The 18,800-nt window shown below is 59.3% G+C and carries 19 protein-coding genes; all 19 read left to right on the plus strand.

All coding sequences use genetic code 11. The features are described from left to right. Entirely contained in the window at nucleotides 1-885 is an 885-nt protein-coding gene (locus ACUY2T_RS03810; RefSeq protein ID WP_448307629.1) for a shikimate dehydrogenase, read from the plus strand. Between the two features lie 100 nt (nucleotides 886-985). Then, nucleotides 986-1,471, plus strand: coding sequence for a prepilin peptidase (locus tag ACUY2T_RS03815; RefSeq protein ID WP_448307630.1), 486 nt, complete (start codon nucleotides 986-988; stop codon nucleotides 1,469-1,471). 54 nt (nucleotides 1,472-1,525) lie between these two features. Further along, complete coding sequence (aroC, locus tag ACUY2T_RS03820) at nucleotides 1,526-2,785, plus strand: chorismate synthase (protein ID WP_448307631.1); 1,260 nt, start codon at nucleotides 1,526-1,528, stop codon at nucleotides 2,783-2,785. Beyond that, nucleotides 2,782-3,342 (plus strand): shikimate kinase, encoded by a 561-nt coding sequence (locus ACUY2T_RS03825; protein ID WP_448307632.1) that lies wholly within the window; start codon nucleotides 2,782-2,784, stop codon nucleotides 3,340-3,342. Before aroC ends, ACUY2T_RS03825 begins: the two co-directional genes overlap by 4 nt. 63 nt (nucleotides 3,343-3,405) lie before the next feature. Continuing rightward, a complete protein-coding gene (aroB, locus tag ACUY2T_RS03830; protein WP_448307633.1) occupies nucleotides 3,406-4,512 on the plus strand; it encodes a 3-dehydroquinate synthase in 1,107 nt (368 codons plus the stop codon). Nucleotides 4,513-4,560: 48 nt separating this feature from the next. Continuing rightward, nucleotides 4,561-5,013, plus strand: a complete 453-nt coding sequence (gene aroQ / locus ACUY2T_RS03835; RefSeq protein ID WP_448307634.1) for a type II 3-dehydroquinate dehydratase — start codon at nucleotides 4,561-4,563, stop codon at nucleotides 5,011-5,013. A 46-nt stretch (nucleotides 5,014-5,059) separates the two neighbouring features. Next, nucleotides 5,060-6,148: a M24 family metallopeptidase gene (locus ACUY2T_RS03840; protein ID WP_293791516.1), complete on the plus strand. Its 1,089-nt coding sequence runs from the start codon at nucleotides 5,060-5,062 to the stop codon at nucleotides 6,146-6,148. A gap of 63 nt (nucleotides 6,149-6,211) precedes the next feature. After that, entirely contained in the window at nucleotides 6,212-6,775 is a 564-nt protein-coding gene (gene efp / locus ACUY2T_RS03845) for an elongation factor P (protein WP_293791514.1), read from the plus strand. Between the two features lie 21 nt (nucleotides 6,776-6,796). After that, nucleotides 6,797-7,420, plus strand: coding sequence for a transcription antitermination factor NusB (gene nusB / locus ACUY2T_RS03850; RefSeq protein ID WP_448307635.1), 624 nt, complete (start codon nucleotides 6,797-6,799; stop codon nucleotides 7,418-7,420). Between the two features lie 69 nt (nucleotides 7,421-7,489). After that, entirely contained in the window at nucleotides 7,490-8,077 is a 588-nt protein-coding gene (gene pyrR / locus ACUY2T_RS03855) for a bifunctional pyr operon transcriptional regulator/uracil phosphoribosyltransferase PyrR (RefSeq protein WP_448307636.1), read from the plus strand. Between the two features lie 3 nt (nucleotides 8,078-8,080). After that, the gene (locus ACUY2T_RS03860; RefSeq protein ID WP_448307637.1) at nucleotides 8,081-9,016 is read left to right on the plus strand and encodes an aspartate carbamoyltransferase catalytic subunit; all 936 of its coding nucleotides are present in this window, start codon (nucleotides 8,081-8,083) and stop codon (nucleotides 9,014-9,016) included. Between the two features lie 78 nt (nucleotides 9,017-9,094). Beyond that, on the plus strand, nucleotides 9,095-10,450 hold the full coding sequence (locus ACUY2T_RS03865) for a dihydroorotase (RefSeq protein WP_448307732.1): 1,356 nt from the start codon (nucleotides 9,095-9,097) through the stop codon (nucleotides 10,448-10,450). A gap of 71 nt (nucleotides 10,451-10,521) precedes the next feature. Further along, entirely contained in the window at nucleotides 10,522-11,661 is a 1,140-nt protein-coding gene (gene carA / locus ACUY2T_RS03870; protein WP_448307638.1) for a glutamine-hydrolyzing carbamoyl-phosphate synthase small subunit, read from the plus strand. A 58-nt stretch (nucleotides 11,662-11,719) separates the two neighbouring features. After that, a complete protein-coding gene (gene carB / locus ACUY2T_RS03875; RefSeq protein ID WP_448307639.1) occupies nucleotides 11,720-15,085 on the plus strand; it encodes a carbamoyl-phosphate synthase large subunit in 3,366 nt (1,121 codons plus the stop codon). Between the two features lie 20 nt (nucleotides 15,086-15,105). Further along, nucleotides 15,106-15,930: an orotidine-5'-phosphate decarboxylase gene (pyrF, locus tag ACUY2T_RS03880; protein ID WP_448307733.1), complete on the plus strand. Its 825-nt coding sequence runs from the start codon at nucleotides 15,106-15,108 to the stop codon at nucleotides 15,928-15,930. A gap of 294 nt (nucleotides 15,931-16,224) precedes the next feature. After that, nucleotides 16,225-16,545 (plus strand): integration host factor, actinobacterial type, encoded by a 321-nt coding sequence (gene mihF / locus ACUY2T_RS03885; protein ID WP_005294871.1) that lies wholly within the window; start codon nucleotides 16,225-16,227, stop codon nucleotides 16,543-16,545. Nucleotides 16,546-16,547: 2 nt separating this feature from the next. Next, a complete protein-coding gene (gmk, locus tag ACUY2T_RS03890) occupies nucleotides 16,548-17,114 on the plus strand; it encodes a guanylate kinase (protein WP_293791507.1) in 567 nt (188 codons plus the stop codon). Between the two features lie 87 nt (nucleotides 17,115-17,201). After that, nucleotides 17,202-17,483 carry a DNA-directed RNA polymerase subunit omega gene (rpoZ, locus tag ACUY2T_RS03895; protein WP_034988049.1) on the plus strand — a complete coding sequence of 94 codons (282 nt, stop codon included), beginning with the start codon at nucleotides 17,202-17,204 and terminating at the stop codon, nucleotides 17,481-17,483. A gap of 20 nt (nucleotides 17,484-17,503) precedes the next feature. Further along, nucleotides 17,504-18,772, plus strand: coding sequence for a bifunctional phosphopantothenoylcysteine decarboxylase/phosphopantothenate--cysteine ligase CoaBC (gene coaBC / locus ACUY2T_RS03900; RefSeq protein WP_448307640.1), 1,269 nt, complete (start codon nucleotides 17,504-17,506; stop codon nucleotides 18,770-18,772). Nucleotides 18,773-18,800: the final 28 nt, after the last annotated feature.

Here is an 18,800-nt window from a genome sequence, read left to right on the forward strand (position 1 = left end):
ATGTCCGCCGCAGGCCACGTGATCTCGGTCGATGAGTTTCTAGGGATGACCAGTCTGCGCTGTGCAGTGCTGGGCAGTCCGATTGAACATTCGCTATCCCCGCAGCTGCACACTGCTGGTTATCGCGCCCTTGGCCTGGACATGGACTATGTGCGGGTCGAGGCAGGAGAGTCTCGCGATATTCGTCGGCTAATGGAAGAGTCCGATGGTCTGGTTCGTGGTTTCTCCGTGACCATGCCGGGCAAGCAAGCTGCTCTGGAGCTCTCGGATTTGGCTACCACCCGCGCTCAAGAGATCGGATCGGCCAATACCCTGGTTCCGCAAGGCGACGGCCAATGGCTTGCCGATAACACCGATGTTGACGGGGTTGCTCGTTGCTTGGAGTACATCGGTGGTGGCGATACTGCTGGCCTGCGGGGAGCACGCGCCGTCATTGTTGGAAATGGGGGGACGGCGCGTCCGGCAGTCGCCGCTTTGGCCGCCGCTGGGGTCGAGCATGTGACTGTCCTGGCTCGCTCCGAGCGGGCTCTGAACCTGCAAAGCGTCGTAGAAACGCTGGGTATGGAGTTTTCTTGGTCCCGTTTTGAAGAAGCGGATATCGCCCAGACCTGCGCAGACGCAGCGGTTGTCGTGTCGACTATCCCGGCTCATGCCGCCGCGGAACTTTCCGCAGGGTTGTGTGCTGCCGCGGGTATCGTGGACGTCATTTATGACCCCTATCCCACGCCATTGCTGTCAGCTGCCCAGGCTAAGGCAGTGCCGCATGCGGATGGTCTGCGGATGCTTGCAGGCCAGGCAGAGGAGCAATTCCGTTTGTTCACCGGCAAGTCTGCCCCAGAGGGGCTCATGCTCGATACCGTCCTGCAGGCCAAAGGGCAACTGTAGTTCATAGCCGTTGTGGATAAATCTCTTTTGTCCACAAGGCACTCACTTTCGGCGGTGCTCTGGGCTGGCGCTGTCCGCGCCGCTCGCTAGCCTGCGAGACGTGCCGAACTCCTCGTTTCTTCTTCTCTTTTTGCCGTGGGCGGTTGCTCTCCTAATTTTTGACGCCCGCACCTCCCGCTTGCCCAACTGGCTTACCCTCCCGGGCATTCCCGTGGCAGTAGCGTTGTCGTGGACGATTCCGTGGGCTAACGCTTGGGCGTTTCTCGGAGGGCTGGCCTGGTCGGCATTGGCATTCGGATTACCGCTCATACATCATCGGTTGTTTGCGGGAGCTGGCGATGCAAAGCTTGCTTTGACGACGGGAACTCTTGCGGCTGTGATCTTCCCGCCGGGCGTGATTATTGCCGTGGGACTTAGCGGTCTCATGCACAGCATTTATTTTGCATTCTGCAGCCATTCATTTTCTGGTTTGACGCAGTGGGGTTGTAGGGGATGCACAGCAAACTCAGCTCGGGCGAGTCCACATGGCCCTGCGATGTTGATGGCAACGGGAGTAGTGGTGGTGGCGTCGTTAATGCTGCGTTAATAAAACGTCACGTCATTGGGGCTAGACCTGCACGTGACCTGTATTATGCTTCTTATGCTTCGTTGGACTACTGCAGGTGAATCGCACGGCCAGGCTCTGATTTCTTTGATTGAGAACCTCCCGTCCGGACTCTCGGTCACCCGGGAAGACGTTTCCTATCAGTTGGCACGTCGCCGCCTGGGCTACGGCCGGGGTGCGCGTATGAAGTTTGAGGCGGATGAGGTCACCTTTGTCGGTGGAGTGCGCCACGGCAAGACTCTTGGAAGCCCGGTTGCGGTAATGATCGGTAACACCGAGTGGCCCAAGTGGACCACGATCATGTCGGCCGACCCGGTGGATGAATCCGACCCGGAGGTCGCTAAGGAAATGTCCAGCGGACGTGGCGCAAAGCTGACTCGCCCACGCCCTGGTCACGCGGATTTCTCGGGCATGGTGAAGTACGACCACGATGAAGCACGCCCGATTTTGGAGCGTTCTTCTGCCCGCGAGACGGCTGCTCGCGTCGCAGCTGGCACTTTCGCCCGGGCGCTCCTGCGAGAGGTCTTGGGAGTGGAGGTGCTGTCGCACGTCATTAGTATTGGCCGCTCCGAGCCCTACGCGGGACCCAGCCCGGATTTTTCTGACCTTGAGGCTATTGATGCTTCCCCCGTACGCGCCTTCGATTCTGCGGCTGAAGAGTCCATGGTTGAAGAGATCAAAGCGGCAAAGAAGTCCGGCGATACACTCGGTGGCATCGTCGAAGTTGTGGTGAAGGGTCTGCCGATCGGCTTGGGCTCACATGTCTCTGGTGATGAGCGTCTCGACGCACAGCTGGCAGCTGCCCTCATGGGGATCCAAGCAATCAAGGGCGTGGAGATCGGTGATGGTTTTGAGGAAGCTCGTCGCCGCGGTTCCGAAGCACATGACGAGATGGAGGCCGGTGCGGAAGGCGGAGTACGCCGCCTGAGCAACCGGGCTGGTGGTCTGGAAGGCGGTATGACAAACGGGGAAGATCTGCGCGTCCGCGCCGCCATGAAGCCTATTAGCACTGTTCCGCGTGCCCTGAAGACTGTGGATATGGCAACGGGTGAGGCCGCAACGGGTATTCACCAGCGTTCTGATGTGTGTGCGGTTCCGGCCGCCGGCGTCGTCGCCGAGACGATGGTAGCCCTTGTGCTGGCGCGTGCCGTGCTGAGGAAGTTCGGTGGCGACTCCGTGGCAGAAACGAAGCGCAATGTGCAGTCCTACCTCGAGTACGTGGACAGCCGACTTGACTGGGCCGCTGAGGCGAACAGCGCTGCCGATGGGGAAGTGGCGGACGGAGACATCCGATGAGTCCCCGCGCGGTGCTGGTTGGGCTTCCCGGTTCCGGCAAAACCACGATCGGTAAGCGTTTGGCAAATGCTTTGAACCTACAGCTTGTCGACACCGACCATTTGCTCGAAGCCAAGCTAGGGAAGACCTGCAACCAGATCATGGCCGAACTGGGCGAGCCGGGCTTCCGCGAGCAGGAGGCGACTGTAGTCGCAGAGGCTCTGACCACCGATGGGATCGTTTCCCTCGGTGGGGGCGCCGTAGTCACAGAAAGCACCCGCGACCTGTTGGCAGATCACACGGTGGTCTACCTCAATGTTTCTATTGCTGAAGGCGTTCGCCGCACCTCCGGTTCCAAGACGCGACCGCTTCTGAATGTGGCTGACCCCCGCAGCAAATACGAGGAGCTTTTCGCCCAACGTTCGGCATACTACGAGGAAGTGTCCAACTTCATGGTTCGCTGTGATGGAAAAGAGCCCCGCCGCGTGGTCACAGACATCCTTCGGTTCATTGAAGAGATTCGCCTGGAGCGACTCACCGAGCGCAGTTCCGAGCCCCACGACCCGGTTTTCCGATAGCACGTATCCCAACCCACGCCCCAACAACCGATTGACAACTGATTGACGAGGAATCCCCATCAAATGTCTGACGCACCGCGCCAAACCTCTACACAGAAGCGCATTCGGGTGGCATCTCAGTCGCCCTACGATGTGGTGATTGACCGAGGGATCGAGTTCGCTTCCGAGGAGATCCTCAACGTAGCTGGGAATACCGCCAACTACCTCATCATTCACCAACCGGCCCTGGGCGCTCGCGCGAAAGAACTGGCTGCGCGTCTTTCCTCTGCTGGCTTTAGCGCGCATACCTATCAGATCGAAGACGCAGAGTCCGCCAAGACAGCTGAATCCGCTGCTGCCTGTTGGGATCAATGCGCGCGCGTCGGCCTCACCCGTGCCGACACCATCATCGGCCTGGGAGGGGGCGCGGCGACTGACCTCGCTGGGTTCATTGCCGCCACGTGGATGCGAGGCATCAAGGTGGTTCACTATCCCACCACATTGCTGGCCATGGTGGATGCGGCCGTGGGCGGCAAGACCGGTATCAACACCCCAGCCGGGAAGAACCTTGTTGGTGCCTTCCACGAACCAAGTGCGGTCATCATCGATCTGGAGGTGCTCGATACTCTCCCACGCGAGGAGATGATCGCCGGATCAGCAGAGATCATCAAGGCGGGCTTCATCGCCGACACCGAAATCCTCGACATCTACGAAGCAGACGCACAGGCTGCACTGGATCCGCACGGTAGCCTGCCGGAGTTGATTGCCCGCGCTATCCAAGTGAAGGCCAACGTGGTGGCGGTAGATCTCAAGGAGTCCAGCCTGCGCGAGATTCTTAACTACGGTCACACCTACGGCCACGCGGTGGAGCACCATGAGGATTATCGCTGGCGCCACGGCCAGGCGGTCGCCGTGGGCATGATTTTCGAAGCGGAGTTGGCGAAGGCCGCTGGATTGTTGAGTGCCGAGGACGTTCGGCGTCACCGCGATATCCTCAACTCTGTGGGGCTGGCGACCAGCTACAACGGCGCTGAGCTCGACGAGCTACTCGCGGCGATGGGGCGAGACAAGAAGAATAAGGGCGGCAAGATCCGTTTCGTTGTTCTTGAAAAGATCGGCACGCCCACCCGCCTGGAAGGCCCGAGTGAGGAGCTGTTGCGCGAGGCGTATGCCGCTAGCGTGGAAGCGTGAACCAGAACATAAAACCCAAAACGTATACCCAAGCCTTAGGAGGCAGCGATGAATCCAGCACAACCTCATGCGCCGAAGGTGTGCGTTGTTAACGGGCCGAATCTTAATCGCCTGGGCAAGCGCCAGCCCGAGGTCTACGGCACCACCACGCTGGCCGATGTGGAGGATCTGCTAGCCCGCGAGGCACAATCCCTGGGGATCGAGATAGACTTCTTCCAATCGAATCATGAGGGAGAATTGCTGGATCGCATTCACCAGGCCGCCGATGAGAAAGGCGCGGTAATCATCAACCCTGGAGGGTTTACCCACACCTCTGTTGCTCTGCGCGATGCGCTTGCTGAGATCGCGGACGGCGCGGGTTTCGTGGAGGTACACATCTCCAATGTTCACGCGCGTGAGGAGTTCCGCCACCACAGCTATCTCAGCCCACTGGCCAGCGGCGTCATCGCGGGTCTGGGAATTTATGGCTACGTCGCTGCCCTGCGCTACTTTGCCCAATAGCGCCCAGCTAAATCTCTGCGTAACGCCATAACTTTAAGGAGTGTTGATGTCTAAGAAACTTTTTGACGCCTACCGCACCCGCCGCAATAAGGCCACAGCACTGATCCAGGAGTCCGAGCATGCGGCGCTTCTTATCAGCGACCTGAAGAATGTTCGCTATCTCACCGGTTTTTCCGGTTCTAACGCATTGCTGGTTATCCGTGAGGACGGCGAACATCTGCTGCTGACGGACGGACGCTACGACACGCAGATCCGAATTGAAACCGGCGAGCCTGATGACGTGGCCATTGAGATTGGTAGCAAGCTTTTTGACCGTGCGGCTGAGTTCGCCAAGATGACTGCGGGGGAGAGGTTCGCCGTTGAATCCAGCCTGGCTTATGGCCAGGCTCAGGGCTTGGGCAACCCGCCAGTACTGGCGGATGTGGTGGAAAAGCTGCGCCTTGTAAAAGATGAGCTGGAGATCGAAGCTCTTGCCGAGGCTGGTGAACTGGCCGATAGCGTATGGCGATCCTTTATTGAAGATGGTGGTATCCGCGAGGGCATCACCGAAATTCAGGCTGCCGCAGAGTTGGAGTTCCAGCTTCGTACTGCCGGGGCTGATGGTTTGAGCTTCGACACAATCTTGGCCAGTGGCGTGAATGCCACTAAGCCGCACGCGGGTGTATCTCGAGAGAAGATTGTTCCCGGGCTAGTGACGGTGGACTTCGGCGTATACCTCAATGGCTATGCCTCCGACCAAACCCGCACAGTTTGTGTGGGGGAGCCAGATGAACTATCCCGCGAGCTCTACGACGTGGTGTACCGTGCGCAGAAGGCCGGGGAAGCGATCCTGGCCCCAGGCGTGGAGCTGCGTAATGTCGACGCGGCCTGTCGAGAAGTTATTTCCGAGGCTGGTTACGGCAAGTTCTTTGTGCACTCGACCGGGCACGGCGTGGGGCTCGATGTGCACGAGGCTCCGCGGGCGGCAGCGGGCGTCGATCCCGCAGAAAAGCTTGTAGAAGGCATGACCGTAACAGTAGAGCCGGGCATTTATATCCCGGAAAAAACGGGCTTGCGCATCGAGAACACGTATGTGATTACCGCCGATGGTGCGCGTAGCTTTAATGCCTCGCCGACGGAACTCATCGTCGTTTAGGGTTTGGCGAGCTGCTAGACTGCAATAGCCAAAAATTTTTTACTCGCTAGAAGGAGACCATTCGTGGCAACTACCGCAGACTTCAAGAACGGCCTTGTGCTGAAGATGGACAACAAGCTTCAGCAGATCCTGGAGTTCCAGCACGTCAAGCCGGGCAAGGGCCCTGCTTTCGTTCGCACGAAGCTGAAGGACGTTGTCTCGGGCAAGATCGTCGATAAGACCTTCAATGCCGGCGTGAAGGTCGAGACCGCTACCGTTGACCGTCGCGACATGACCTACCTGTACAACGATGGCACCAACTTCGTTCTGATGGACGAGAAGACCTACGATCAGATTGAGCTGGCTCCGCACCTCATGGGTGATGGCGCTAAGTTCCTGCTGGAGAACACCACCGTGCAGGTTTCCTTCCACGAGGGCGAGCCACTGTTCGCCGAGCTGCCGGTATCCGTTGAGCTGAAGGTTGAGCAGACCGATCCGGGTCTGCAGGGTGATCGATCCACCGGTGGTACCAAGCCCGCCACCCTGGAGACCGGGGCGGAGATTCAGGTACCGCTGTTCATTGAGACCGGTAACGTACTGAAGGTGGATACCCGCACGGGCGAGTACCTATCTCGCGTCAACAACTAAGGCAGCGACTGCTTTTCACCAATGACTGAAGAACGCACAGCTGAGACGAACGCGGGCAAGGGCGCCTCGTTTAAGCGCCATGGCTCCCGCTACAAGGCGCGCCGCCGCGCAGTGGACATTCTGTTTGAGGCGGAGTTCCGCGACATTGACCCGGTGGAGATCGTCGAAGAGCGCATTTCCCTGGCCAAGGATGCGGCCAACCAGGTCAAGCCGGTGCCGGAGTACACCCAGCAGATTGTGCCCGGAGTGGCAACGAACCTGGATGCGCTGGACGAAGCCATCGCTTTGCACCTTTCCAGCGAGTGGCGCTTGGATCGCCTGCCAGCCGTCGACCGCGCCGTGTTGCGCGTCGCGGCGTGGGAGCTGAAGTTCAACGATGATGTCCCCTCTCAGGTGGCAGTAGTTGAGGGGGTAGAGCTAGCGAGCGAATACTCCCACGACAAGGCTCCGAGCTACATTCACGCAGTACTGGATGGCATCAACAAGGACATGCAGGTACAGGCTGACCTGCAGATCGCCGATGCAGCTGCAGCGCAGCGTGCCAATAGCGAGGCCGACGACAACCTGGATTCACTGCTTGGTGACGTCGTAAACGAAGAGGGGGAGGCTTCCGTTAAGGAAGCCGGTGATTCCGCAGACGCGTGATAGACTGCGAGTCGGACAATGTAGACATCCTTTAACAGACCGCACAGAGAGGCGGGAAAGGAGGTCACGATGAACCCGACGGCTGGGGAAGCCGGCGTCACCTTACTCGACGCAGATCAAGTTTCCCGTACTGTCGCGCGCATCGCGCACCAAATTATTGAAAAGACCGCGCTTGACGGGGAAGACGCCCAACGCGTGGTTCTTCTAGGCATTCCATCGGGGGGAGTGCCACTCGCGGCACGACTAGCCGAGAAAATTGAGCATTTCACGGGGGTAGAAGTCTTCCAGGGTTCTTTGGACATCACCCTGTATCGAGACGACCTTCGCACCACAAGTCATCGGGCGCTGAAGCCCACGAAGGTTCCACCGCAAGGAATTGACGGCACCACCGTAGTGCTAGTCGACGATGTTTTGTACAGCGGTCGGTCTATTCGCGCCGCTCTCGACGCCCTGACGGACATTGGCCGACCAGAATCCGTACAGGTGGCTGTCCTCATCGACCGTGGCCACCGAAAGTTGCCTATCCGAGCGGACTACGTAGGCAAGAACATTCCCACAGCTGCGGATGAGGATGTGACGGTAAACCTCGCCGAGCTGGACGACGTCGACAACGTAATTCTGTTCCGCCGGTCGAGCGCACAGGAAGAGAGTAAGTAGCCCATGAAGCACCTGATTAGCATCGCTGACCTGAACAAGTCCGAGATTCTGGGGCTAATGGATGAGGCCGATCGCTTTGCTGAGGCACTCGATGGTCGCGAAATGAAGAAGCTGCCCACCCTGCGGGGTCGCACCATCTTCACGATGTTCTACGAAAATTCCACCCGTACCCGTTCCTCCTTTGAAACCGCTGGCAAATGGATGAGCGCGGACGTCATTAACATCTCCGCCAGCAGCTCCTCAGTGAAGAAGGGCGAATCCCTCCGCGATACCGCACTCACGCTGAAAGCCGTCGGCGCCGATGCGATTATTATGCGCCACCCGTCCTCCGGTGCGGCCCGGCAGGTCGCGGGGTGGCTGGATGATACGGCCATTATCAACGCAGGTGACGGTTCTAATCAGCACCCGACCCAAGCTCTTTTGGACGCCACCACAATGCGCAACCGCATTGGGGACATTAGTGGCAAGAAGGTCATTATTGTCGGCGATATCCTGCACTCCCGCGTGGCTCGCTCGAATGCCCAACTGCTGACGACCCTCGGCGCGGAGGTGGTGTTCGTAGCTCCACCGACACTAATTCCACTGGGTATTGAGCACTGGGGTGCATACCCGGACAGCGTGCGTGTCAGCTACTGCTTCAACAGTGAGATCGCCGACGCCGACGTCGTTATGATGCTGCGAGTCCAAGCTGAGCGCATGAATGGTGGGTTCTTCCCCTCGCACCGGGAGTACGCTACCCGTTACGGGCTCTCGCAGGCACGTGCGGAACGTATGAAGGATGACGCCATCATCATGCACCCGGGGCCGATGTTGCGGGGTATGGAAATTAACTACGACGTGGCTGATCTGCCGAACACCGTGGTGCTTAACCAGGTGACCGCTGGCGTGCATGTGCGTATGGCCGTCCTATTTACCCTTTTGGTCGGGGACGAGGGATAGCGAAGAAGGGTACAGAGGTTCAGCATGGCAAACACAGCACAGACAGACAATAAGACTTTCGACAAAGGAGCATTCACTATGACCTCCGAGTATCCTGCCACCGGCGAGTTGGCCAGCCACCCGACCGGCGCTGACAAGGCAGTCCTGTTGCGCGGCGTATTGATCTACGGCGAGGGCGACAAGCAGGATGTGCTTATCCAAGATGGCGTAATCTCCGAGATCGGCAGCGACCTGGGTGACTCTGCTCCAGCGGGTGCGGAGGTACTGGATCTCGACGGACAAGTGTTGTTGCCGGGGCTGGTGGACATGCATGTGCACCTACGCGAACCGGGACGGGAAGATACTGAGACCATTGCCACCGGCTCCGCAGCAGCGGCTCAGGGTGGCTTTACGGCTGTATTCACTATGGCCAACACTGCTCCCGTGACGGACAACCCCGCTATCGCAGAAATGGTGTGGTACAAGGGGCAAAACACGAATCTCTGCGACGTTCACCCCGTCGGCTCTATCTCGAAGGGACTAGAGGGCAAGGAGCTTACGGAGTTTGGCATGATGGCCGATTCTGATGCCAAGGTGCGGATGTTCTCCGACGACGGAAAGTGCGTCGACGATCCACGCCTAATGCGTCGCGCCATCGAGTACTCCAAGGGAATGGATGTGCTGCTGGCTCAGCACTGCGAGGAGCCCCGCCTGACCATCGGCGCTGTCGCCCACGAGGGAGAGACCGCCGCGCGTCTCGGCCTGGGCGGATGGCCGCGTGTCGCCGAAGAATCCATCGTCGCTCGGGATGCCATCATGGCTCGCGACTACGGCGGAAGGCTGCACATCTGCCACGCCTCCACGGAAGGTACCGTGGATCTGCTGCGCTGGGCGAAAGACCAGGACATTCCGCTTACCGCAGAGGTAACCCCACACCACCTGCTGCTCACCGACGAGCGACTGGAAACCTACGACGGCGTGAACCGAGTCAACCCGCCGCTGCGCGAACAACGCGATGTGGAGGCGCTCCGTGCAGCACTCATCGACGGCACCGTCGACTGCGTGGCCACCGATCACGCGCCACATGGTTCGGAAGACAAGTGCTGCGAGTTCGATAAGGCCCGCCCCGGCATGCTGGGAATCGAGACCTCTCTGGCACTCATCACCAAGATCTTCGTTATCGATGGCGACCAGGACTGGCGCTTCGTAGCCAAGGTGATGTCCGAGCGACCTGCCGAGATCACCAAGCTCCCCGGACATGGTCGCCCGATCGCGGTCGGGGAACCGGCGAACTTGTGCGCTGTGGATGTCAATAAGTCCTGGGTCGCGCACGGCCACGACATGGCTTCCAAGGCCAATAACACTCCCTACGAGGGCATGGACATGCCCGTGAAGGTGAGCACCACGCTGTTGCGGGGCAAGGTGACCTGCAAGAATGGCTCAGCGGTGCACTAAGCATCCACGAGTGGGCGTCAATTAAGAAATAGAACCAAACACAACAGCTAAGAGTTAAGGAAACAAGCACAATGAGCTACACGCCAGCAGCACTGGTTCTCGCCGACGGAAAGATCTTCCGCGGCCGCGCATTCGGCGCGACGGGGCGCACCCTGGGCGAGGCAGTTTTCACCACCGCCATGACCGGTTATCAAGAGACAATGACCGACCCGTCTTACCACCGTCAGATTGTGGTGGCGACCGCTCCGCACATTGGAAACACCGGGTGGAACGACGAGGATTCCGAGTCCCGTGGCGGGAACATCTGGGTCGCCGGGCTGGTAATCCGCGATCTTTCCCGCACCGTAAGCAACTGGCGTGCCACCCGGAGCCTGCCGGAGGAGATGGAAGCGCAGGAGATCATCGGTATCCAGGGCGTAGACACGCGCGCGATCGTTCGCTACTTGCGCGACAAGGGTTCGGTAGCCGCGGGCATCTTTAGCGGTGACGCCCTTAGCTCCGACGACGATATGATCAGCCAGGTTCAGGCTCAACCGGCAATGGCGGGTGCAGACCTGTCCGGTGATGTAAGCACCGACGAGCTGTACGTGGTGGAGGCTGAAGGGGGAATCAAGCACACCATCATCGCCTACGACATGGGTATTAAGACCAACACCCCGCGCGAGTTCTCCAAGCGCGGCGTGCGCAGCGTGGTCGTTCCCTCGACGACTACCTTCGACGAGGTAAAGAAGCTGATGGAGGAGTACAACGCCTCGGGCGTGTTCATCTCCAACGGCCCAGGCGATCCGGCGACCGCCGATGCAACCGTGGAGGAGCTAAAGAAGGTACTGGAAGCCAAGATTCCGTTCTTCGGCATCTGCTTTGGTAACCAGCTGCTTGGTCGCGCACTTGGCATGGATACCTACAAGCTGAAGTTCGGCCACCGGGGTACGAACGTGCCGGTGATCGACCACCGAACTGGCAAGATTGACATCACCGCACAGAACCACGGCTTCGCTCTGAAGGGCAAGGCTTTGGAGACTTTCGACACCCCGTTCGGCGAGGCGCAGGTGACGCACACCTGCCTGAACGATGACGTGGTTGAGGGAGTGGCGCTGGTAGATGGCAGCGCATTCTCCGTCCAATACCACCCGGAATCCGCGGCTGGACCGCACGATGCAAACCCGCTGTTCGACAAGTTCTTCGAGAACCTCGAAAAGTACAGCAACTAAACCGCAACTGAAGAAACTGCAGCAACCTTAAGCAACAGGGATAGTAGGGAAGACACCAATGCCACGTCGCGAAGATATCAATCACGTACTCGTCATCGGCTCCGGCCCGATCGTCATCGGCCAGGCTTGTGAGTTCGACTACTCCGGAACCCAGGCCTGCCGCGTGCTCAAAGAAGAGGGCTTGCGCGTTACGCTGATTAACTCGAACCCGGCGACAATCATGACCGACCCGGAGTTCGCCGACCACACCTATATCGAGCCGATCTCCCCGAAGTACATCGAGAAGATCTTCCAGGTAGAGCAGGAGGCCGGGCACAAGGTCGACGCCGTCCTTGCGACTCTCGGTGGCCAGACCGCATTGAATGCCGCCATCCAGTTGGATCGCTTGGGCATCCTCGACAAGTACGGGGTGGAGCTGATTGGCGCGGATATCGACGCTATTGAACGCGGTGAGGACCGCCAGAAGTTCAAGGACATCGTTGAGAAGATCGGCGGCGATTCCGCGCGCTCCCGTGTTTGCCACAACATGGAGGAAGTACACGAGACCGTCGCAGAGCTGGGTCTGCCCGTCGTTGTGCGGCCGTCGTTCACCATGGGTGGTTTGGGCTCCGGCCTGGCCTTTAACGAAAACGATCTGGAGCGCATCGCCGGCGGTGGCCTGGCGGCCTCCCCAGAGGCGAACGTGCTGATCGAGGAGTCCATCCTCGGTTGGAAGGAATACGAGCTGGAGCTTATGCGCGACGGCAAGGACAATGTCGTGGTCGTTTGCTCCATCGAGAACGTGGACGCGCTGGGTGTGCACACCGGTGACTCCATGACTGTTGCCCCCAGCATGACCTTGACTGACCGCGAGTTCCAGACCATGCGCGATCAGGGTATCGCCATTCTCCGCGAGGTCGGCGTGGACACCGGTGGTTGTAACATTCAGTTCGCGGTGAACCCGAAGGACGGACGCATCATCACCATCGAGATGAACCCGCGCGTTTCCCGTTCTTCCGCCCTGGCCTCTAAGGCCACTGGTTTCCCGATCGCCAAGCTGGCTGCGAAGCTGGCCATTGGCTACACCCTGGATGAGGTACGCAACGACATCACCGAGGTCACCCCTGCAGCTTTCGAGCCGACCCTGGACTATGTGATCGTCAAGGCTCCGCGCTTTGCTTTCGAGAAGTTCCCCGGCGCCGACGATACGCTGACCACCACCATGAAGTCCGTCGGCGAGGCCATGGCAGTGGGGCGCAACTACGTCACTGGTCTGAATAAGGTGATGCGCTCCTTGGAAACCAAGCAAGCTGGATTCTGGACCGTCCCAGACGAGGCGTTTGCCGGTGAACGTGCCACCGACAAGGAAGCCGTGCTGGAAGATCTAAAGCGCCCCACGGAGGGTCGCATGTACGACGCGGAATTGGCGCTACGTCTGGGTGCTACTGTCGATGAGGTCTATGCCGCCTCTGGCATTGACCCCTGGTTCCTGCACGAGCTCGCCGGGTTGGTCGAGTTCCGCGCCCGTCTTGTGGACGCCCCAGTCTTGGACGTGGAACTTCTCCGCGAAGCTAAGTACTTGGGTCTGTCGGATGCACAGATTGCCGCGCTGCGTCCGGAGCTTGCTGGCGAGGATGGCGTGCGCGCCCTGCGTTGGGCACAGGGCATTCGTCCGGTGTTTAAGACCGTTGACACCTGTGCTGCTGAATTCGAGGCTAAGACGCCATACCACTACAGCTCCTATGAGCTGGATCCCGCCGCCGAGTCTGAGGTGGCTCCGCAGCGGGATAAGAAGAAGGTGCTGATTCTCGGCTCTGGTCCAAACCGCATTGGCCAGGGCATCGAGTTCGACTATTCCTGTGTGCACGCGGCTTTGGAACTGTCCCGCGTGGGCTATGAGACCGTTATGGTCAACTGCAACCCGGAGACCGTGTCCACCGACTACGACACCGCTGACCGCCTGTACTTCGAACCTTTGACCTTTGAAGACGTCATGGAGATTTACCATGCAGAGGCTGAGTCCGGTGAGATCGCTGGCGTGATCGTGCAGCTCGGTGGCCAGACCCCGCTGGGTCTTGCACAGCGTCTGGCTGACGCCGGCGTGCCGGTCGTCGGCACCTCCCCGGAGGCCATCAACCTGGCAGAGGACCGTGGCGAGTTCGGCAATGTACTAGAGAAGGCAGCTCTACCCGCACCGGAGTTCGGCACCGCCACCAGTGTCGAAGAGGCTCACGCCGTGGCTGCCCGCATTGGCTTCCCAGTACTGGTTCGCCCGTCCTACGTGCTGGGTGGACGCGGCATGGAAATCGTCTACGACGATGACAGTCTGTCCGACTACATCCAGCGTGCTACGGAAATCACTAGCGATCACCCGGTACTGGTCGACCGCTTCCTGGATTCCGCTATCGAGATCGACGTGGACGCACTGTGTGACGGTGAGAATGTCTACCTGGCCGGCGTGATGGAGCACATCGAAGAGGCCGGAATTCACTCCGGCGACTCCGCCTGCGCAATTCCGCCGATGACGCTGGGCGCAGAGGACATTGAGAAGGTCCGCAAGGCCACCACTGCGCTGGCCTATGGCATTGGTGTGAAGGGGCTGATGAATGTCCAATTCGCTTTGAAGGACGACGTGCTCTACGTCATCGAGGCAAACCCCCGCGCTTCCCGCACCGTACCTTTCGTATCGAAGGCTACGGGTGTGCAGCTGTCTAAGGCTGCCGCACGCATCATGCTCGGCACCAGCATTTCGGATCTGATCGAAGAAGGCATTCTGCCACGAGATCGCGACGGCGGATCGCTGCCGCAGGGACACCCGATTGCCGTGAAGGAAGCCGTCATGCCGTTCAACCGCTTCCGTAGCCCGGAGGGCCACGTACTGGACTCTCTGCTGAGCCCGGAGATGAAATCCACCGGCGAGGTCATGGGCCTGGACGATGATTTTGGCTCTGCATTCGCAAAGACTCAAGAGGCCACAGGTGATCTGCCGACCGAGGGTACCGTCTTCGTGTCGGTAGCCAATCGCGACAAACGCACCTTGATCCTGCCGATTCAACGCCTGTACTCCCTTGGATTCAAGATCCTGGCCACCCAGGGCACTGCCGCTATGCTCCGTCGCAACGGTGTGGAGTGCGAAGTTGTGGCCAAGATTTCGGATGAGCGCCGCGCGGCAGCGGACAACACACCGCTTGTAGACACGGACGGCAAGCCGATGCGCACCGTGGGGGACTGGATCAAGGATGGCGATGTCGACCTCATCCTGAACACGCCTGCAGGTTCCGCCGGGGCGCGTCACGACGGTTACGATATCCGTTCCGCCGCGGTGAACATGGGCGTACCGTGCGTCACCACCGTCCAAGGCGCCGTGGCCGCAGTACAGGGCATTGAAGCACTACAGGGTGCTGAGCCGACCGTCCGCGCCATTCAGGAGGTCGATCACTCGTGAGCGCGAGCGAAGGCCCAAGCCTGACCTTTGGGCAGCGGTTCCTTGAGCGCTCTAAGACCTATGGGCAGCTTTGCGTGGGCATGGATCCCCACGTCGGCATCTTGGAAGCTTGGGGACTCAAAGCGACTGTCGAAGGGCTTGAGGCCTTCAGTAAGACGTGCGTCGAGGCTTTTGCGGATGTTGCGTGTGTCGTAAAACCTCAAGTTGCCTTCTATGAACAGTTCGGTTCTGCGGGTCTAGCTGTCCTGGAAGAGTCAATTGCACAGTTACGACGCGCAGGTGTTTTGGTGATTGCCGACGCCAAGCGTGGCGACATTGGATCCACTATGGCAGGTTATGCCCGAGCATGGCTGGACCCGGAGTCGCCCTTGTGTAGTGACGCCGTGACCGTTTCCCCCTGGTTGGGGTTTGAATCCCTGCGGCCTGTTCTCTACCTGGGCGAGCGACATGGCAGGGGAGTGATCGTGCTGGCTGCAACCTCTAACCCGGAGGCCCGTGGCGTTCAGCGTTCCCTGTTTGATGGAACGCAGGTGAACCTGGCGCAACACATTGTGGATCGAGTGGCCGAGGAAAATGCCCAGCATTCCGGTGCTGGCAACGTGGGCGTGGTGGTAGGCGCAACCCTGGCTGATCCACCCCGCTTGGACCGTGTCGGCGGCATGGTTCTGATGCCTGGGGTAGGTGCACAGGGCGGAACTATGGACGATGTGAAGCGTATTGCCGGGGGAGACGAGACGGCGTCATTAGTCTCACCAAATGTCTCTCGCGGTGTGCTCCGTGCCGGACCCGACGTGGCCGACCTCCGCGCAGCGGTGAAAGAGCAGGCGACACAGCTCACACTTTGAGACTTTAACCGGCTTTTAGCAGGGGCTTTTGCTGCTTTCTAGGATTCCGGGTGCTACACTGACATGCATTGTTTGAAACCTAGTGTCGCGGTACCGCAGTTGCACTTTTAGGTGTCTTTCCTGAACCGTGTACAGTAGTCGAGAACATATTCTCGGTGTGTCAGCTTGGCAAAATTATCCGAGACAACTTAATATCCAGCGTTGCTTGGAATACCGTTCGGTCTCTATAGCATGCTGGTTATCAACCAGAAAAACTTTCCATTCAAAAGACGAGAATATTAAACGGAGGCACCCGTGGCACTTCCCCAGTTGACCGATGAGCAGCGCGCAGCGGCGCTGAAGAAGGCAGCCGAGGCACGCAAGGCACGCGCAGAACTGCGCGAGAAGCTGAAGCGTGGCGGCACCGACCTGAAGCAGGTCCTGAAGGACGCCGAAACCGATGAGACCCTGGGCAAGATGAAGGTTTCCGCTCTGCTGGTCTCCCTGCCGAAGGTTGGCAAGGTGAAGGCCAAGGAAATCATGGAGCAGCTGGAGATCGCCGAAACCCGCCGTATCCGTGGCCTGGGCGACCGTCAGCGTCGCGCCCTGCTGGAGCACTTCGGTTTCGAGGAATAATCTTGAGCCAGGACCTGAATAGCGGCCGGATCGTCGTACTCGCAGGACCTTCGGCAGTGGGGAAGTCCACAGTCGTTCGTCGCCTGCGCTCGGACGTTCCGGATCTGTTCTTCAGTGTGTCCATGACCACCCGCGCCCCACGTCCGGGCGAAGTCGATGGCGAGGACTACATCTACGTCACCCGCGAGCAGTTCGAGGACAATATCGCGGCGGGTAAGATGCTCGAGTGGGCGGAGATCCACGGTGGTCTGCAGCTATCCGGCACGCCGCGTGAGCCGATTGAGAACGCGTTGGCTCAAGCCCGCCCCGTTCTCGTCGAGGTTGACCTCGAAGGCGCTCGTAACGTCAAGAAGATGCTACCCGAGGTACAAACGGTTTTCCTTGCGCCGCCGTCCTGGGAAGTGCTCGTAGAGCGTCTGACCGGTCGCGGTACGGAAACCCAGGACGTCATTGAACGTCGCTTGGAGACTGCGAAAGTCGAAATGGCCTCGCAGTCGGAGTTCGACCATGTGGTGGTCAACGATGACGTGGAACAAGCAGTCGCGACGATCAGCGGCTTTCTCCGATAGAAGCCGCAGCGGCACGCTGCGAGCACTGTGCTCAATAAAGAACTAAAAGAATATACAGTTTACAACCCACCAAAGAAGGTGCATACCGTGGAAAATCAGGACGTGAATGCGAACGACAGCGTGTTCGATCCTCCTGTAGGCATCACCAACCCACCCATCGACGAGCTTCTCACGAAGGTGTCTTCCAAGTACGCCTTGGTCATCTTCGCAGCTAAGCGCGCACGTCAGATCAACGACTACTTCCAGACGGTCGACGAGGGCGTCTTTGAGTTCGTCGGACCTCTGGTTACCCCGGATGTCCACGAGAAGCCCCTTTCCATCGCTCTGCGCGAGATTAACCGGGATCTGTTGGAACACACCGAGGGTTAAACCAGCTAGGCTGATTCGTTGTGAACGTTGCATCAGCTTTAACCAACACCAAGCCGCTCCGCGTCGTTATCGGCGTAGGGGGCGGCATTGCTGCGTATAAGGCCGCTCACTTGGTGCGCTATTTCACTGAACGCGGCCATGATGTGCGGGTGATTCCGACCCGATCGGCATTGAACTTCGTCGGCGCTTCCACATTTGAAGCGCTGTCGGGCCATCCGGTGGCGACTGAAGTATTCGATGCGGTGGATGAGGTGCAGCACGTTCGTCTCGGGCAAGAAGCTGATCTTATTGTCGTGGCTCCGGCAACGGCGGATTTGATGGCTCGGATTGCTCATGGACGTGCCGATGATCTGCTGACTGCAAGTTGTTTGGTAGCGACGTGCCCCGTGGTGCTGGCTCCTGCAATGCACACGGAGATGTGGGAGAACCCGGCGACTGTAGATAATGTGGCGACGCTGCGTCGGCACGGGATTACCGTCCTGGATCCCGCCCACGGGCGACTTACTGGCACAGACACTGGCGCCGGTCGGCTGCCGGAACCGGAACAGATTGGCCAGTTGGCTCTTACTGTGCAGGCGGATCGAGATGCATTTACCCGTGATCTCGAAGGCAAGCGGGTACTCATTAGCGCCGGTGGTACGCATGAGCCGTTGGATCCCGTGCGCTATCTGGGTAATGCCTCGTCTGGGCGACAGGGCTACGCGCTGGCAGAGGTTGCGGCTCAGCGGGGAGCCAAAGTTACCCTCGTGGCTGGGGTGACGGAGAACTTGCCCACGCCCAGTGGAGCCGAGGTTGTTAGGGTGAAGACCGCTCGTGAGATGCAAGAAGCGGTAATGGAACATGCCACCACCGCAGACGTGGTCATCATGGCTGCAGCTGTAGCTGACTACCGCCCAGCAGAGGTGGCCGGATCGAAGATGAAGAAGGGCTCTGACGCTGATCTGTCGACGATTCAGCTCACCGAGAACCCGGACATCCTCGCTGGTGTGGTTGAGGCACGGGCGCGCGGAGACGTGGCGTCCACCACAAAGATAGTGGGTTTCGCGGCAGAAACCGGCGACCAGAACAGTAGCCCGCTGGACTTCGCTCGCAAAAAGCTACAGAAGAAGGGCTGCGATCTTTTGATGTGCAATGCCGTGGGCGAGGGCAAGGTTTTTGGCCAGCCGGATAGCGCGGGCTGGATCCTCCGCCCCAATGGAGAGGTCATCGAGGTGCCGCCTGGTCCGAAGACCAGGGTCGCTGCCGCGATCTGGAAGGCTGTATGCGAGACTAAAGCAACCACTACGTGACAAATACAGACAGCTTGGTCTAGTATGT

Source organism: Corynebacterium sp. 22-2729, from assembly GCF_053479475.1.

Coding starts and splice junctions, on each gene's coding strand:
- ACUY2T_RS03810 (WP_448307629.1), top strand. CDS start 1: ATGTCCGCCGCAGGCCACGTGATCTCGGTCGATGAGTTTCTAGGGATG.
- aroC (WP_448307631.1), top strand. CDS start 1,526: ATGCTTCGTTGGACTACTGCAGGTGAATCGCACGGCCAGGCTCTGATT.
- ACUY2T_RS03825 (WP_448307632.1), top strand. CDS start 2,782: ATGAGTCCCCGCGCGGTGCTGGTTGGGCTTCCCGGTTCCGGCAAAACC.
- aroB (WP_448307633.1), top strand. CDS start 3,406: ATGTCTGACGCACCGCGCCAAACCTCTACACAGAAGCGCATTCGGGTG.
- aroQ (WP_448307634.1), top strand. CDS start 4,561: ATGAATCCAGCACAACCTCATGCGCCGAAGGTGTGCGTTGTTAACGGG.
- ACUY2T_RS03840 (WP_293791516.1), top strand. CDS start 5,060: ATGTCTAAGAAACTTTTTGACGCCTACCGCACCCGCCGCAATAAGGCC.
- nusB (WP_448307635.1), top strand. CDS start 6,797: ATGACTGAAGAACGCACAGCTGAGACGAACGCGGGCAAGGGCGCCTCG.
- pyrR (WP_448307636.1), top strand. CDS start 7,490: ATGAACCCGACGGCTGGGGAAGCCGGCGTCACCTTACTCGACGCAGAT.
- ACUY2T_RS03860 (WP_448307637.1), top strand. CDS start 8,081: ATGAAGCACCTGATTAGCATCGCTGACCTGAACAAGTCCGAGATTCTG.
- ACUY2T_RS03865 (WP_448307732.1), top strand. CDS start 9,095: ATGACCTCCGAGTATCCTGCCACCGGCGAGTTGGCCAGCCACCCGACC.
- carA (WP_448307638.1), top strand. CDS start 10,522: ATGAGCTACACGCCAGCAGCACTGGTTCTCGCCGACGGAAAGATCTTC.
- carB (WP_448307639.1), top strand. CDS start 11,720: ATGCCACGTCGCGAAGATATCAATCACGTACTCGTCATCGGCTCCGGC.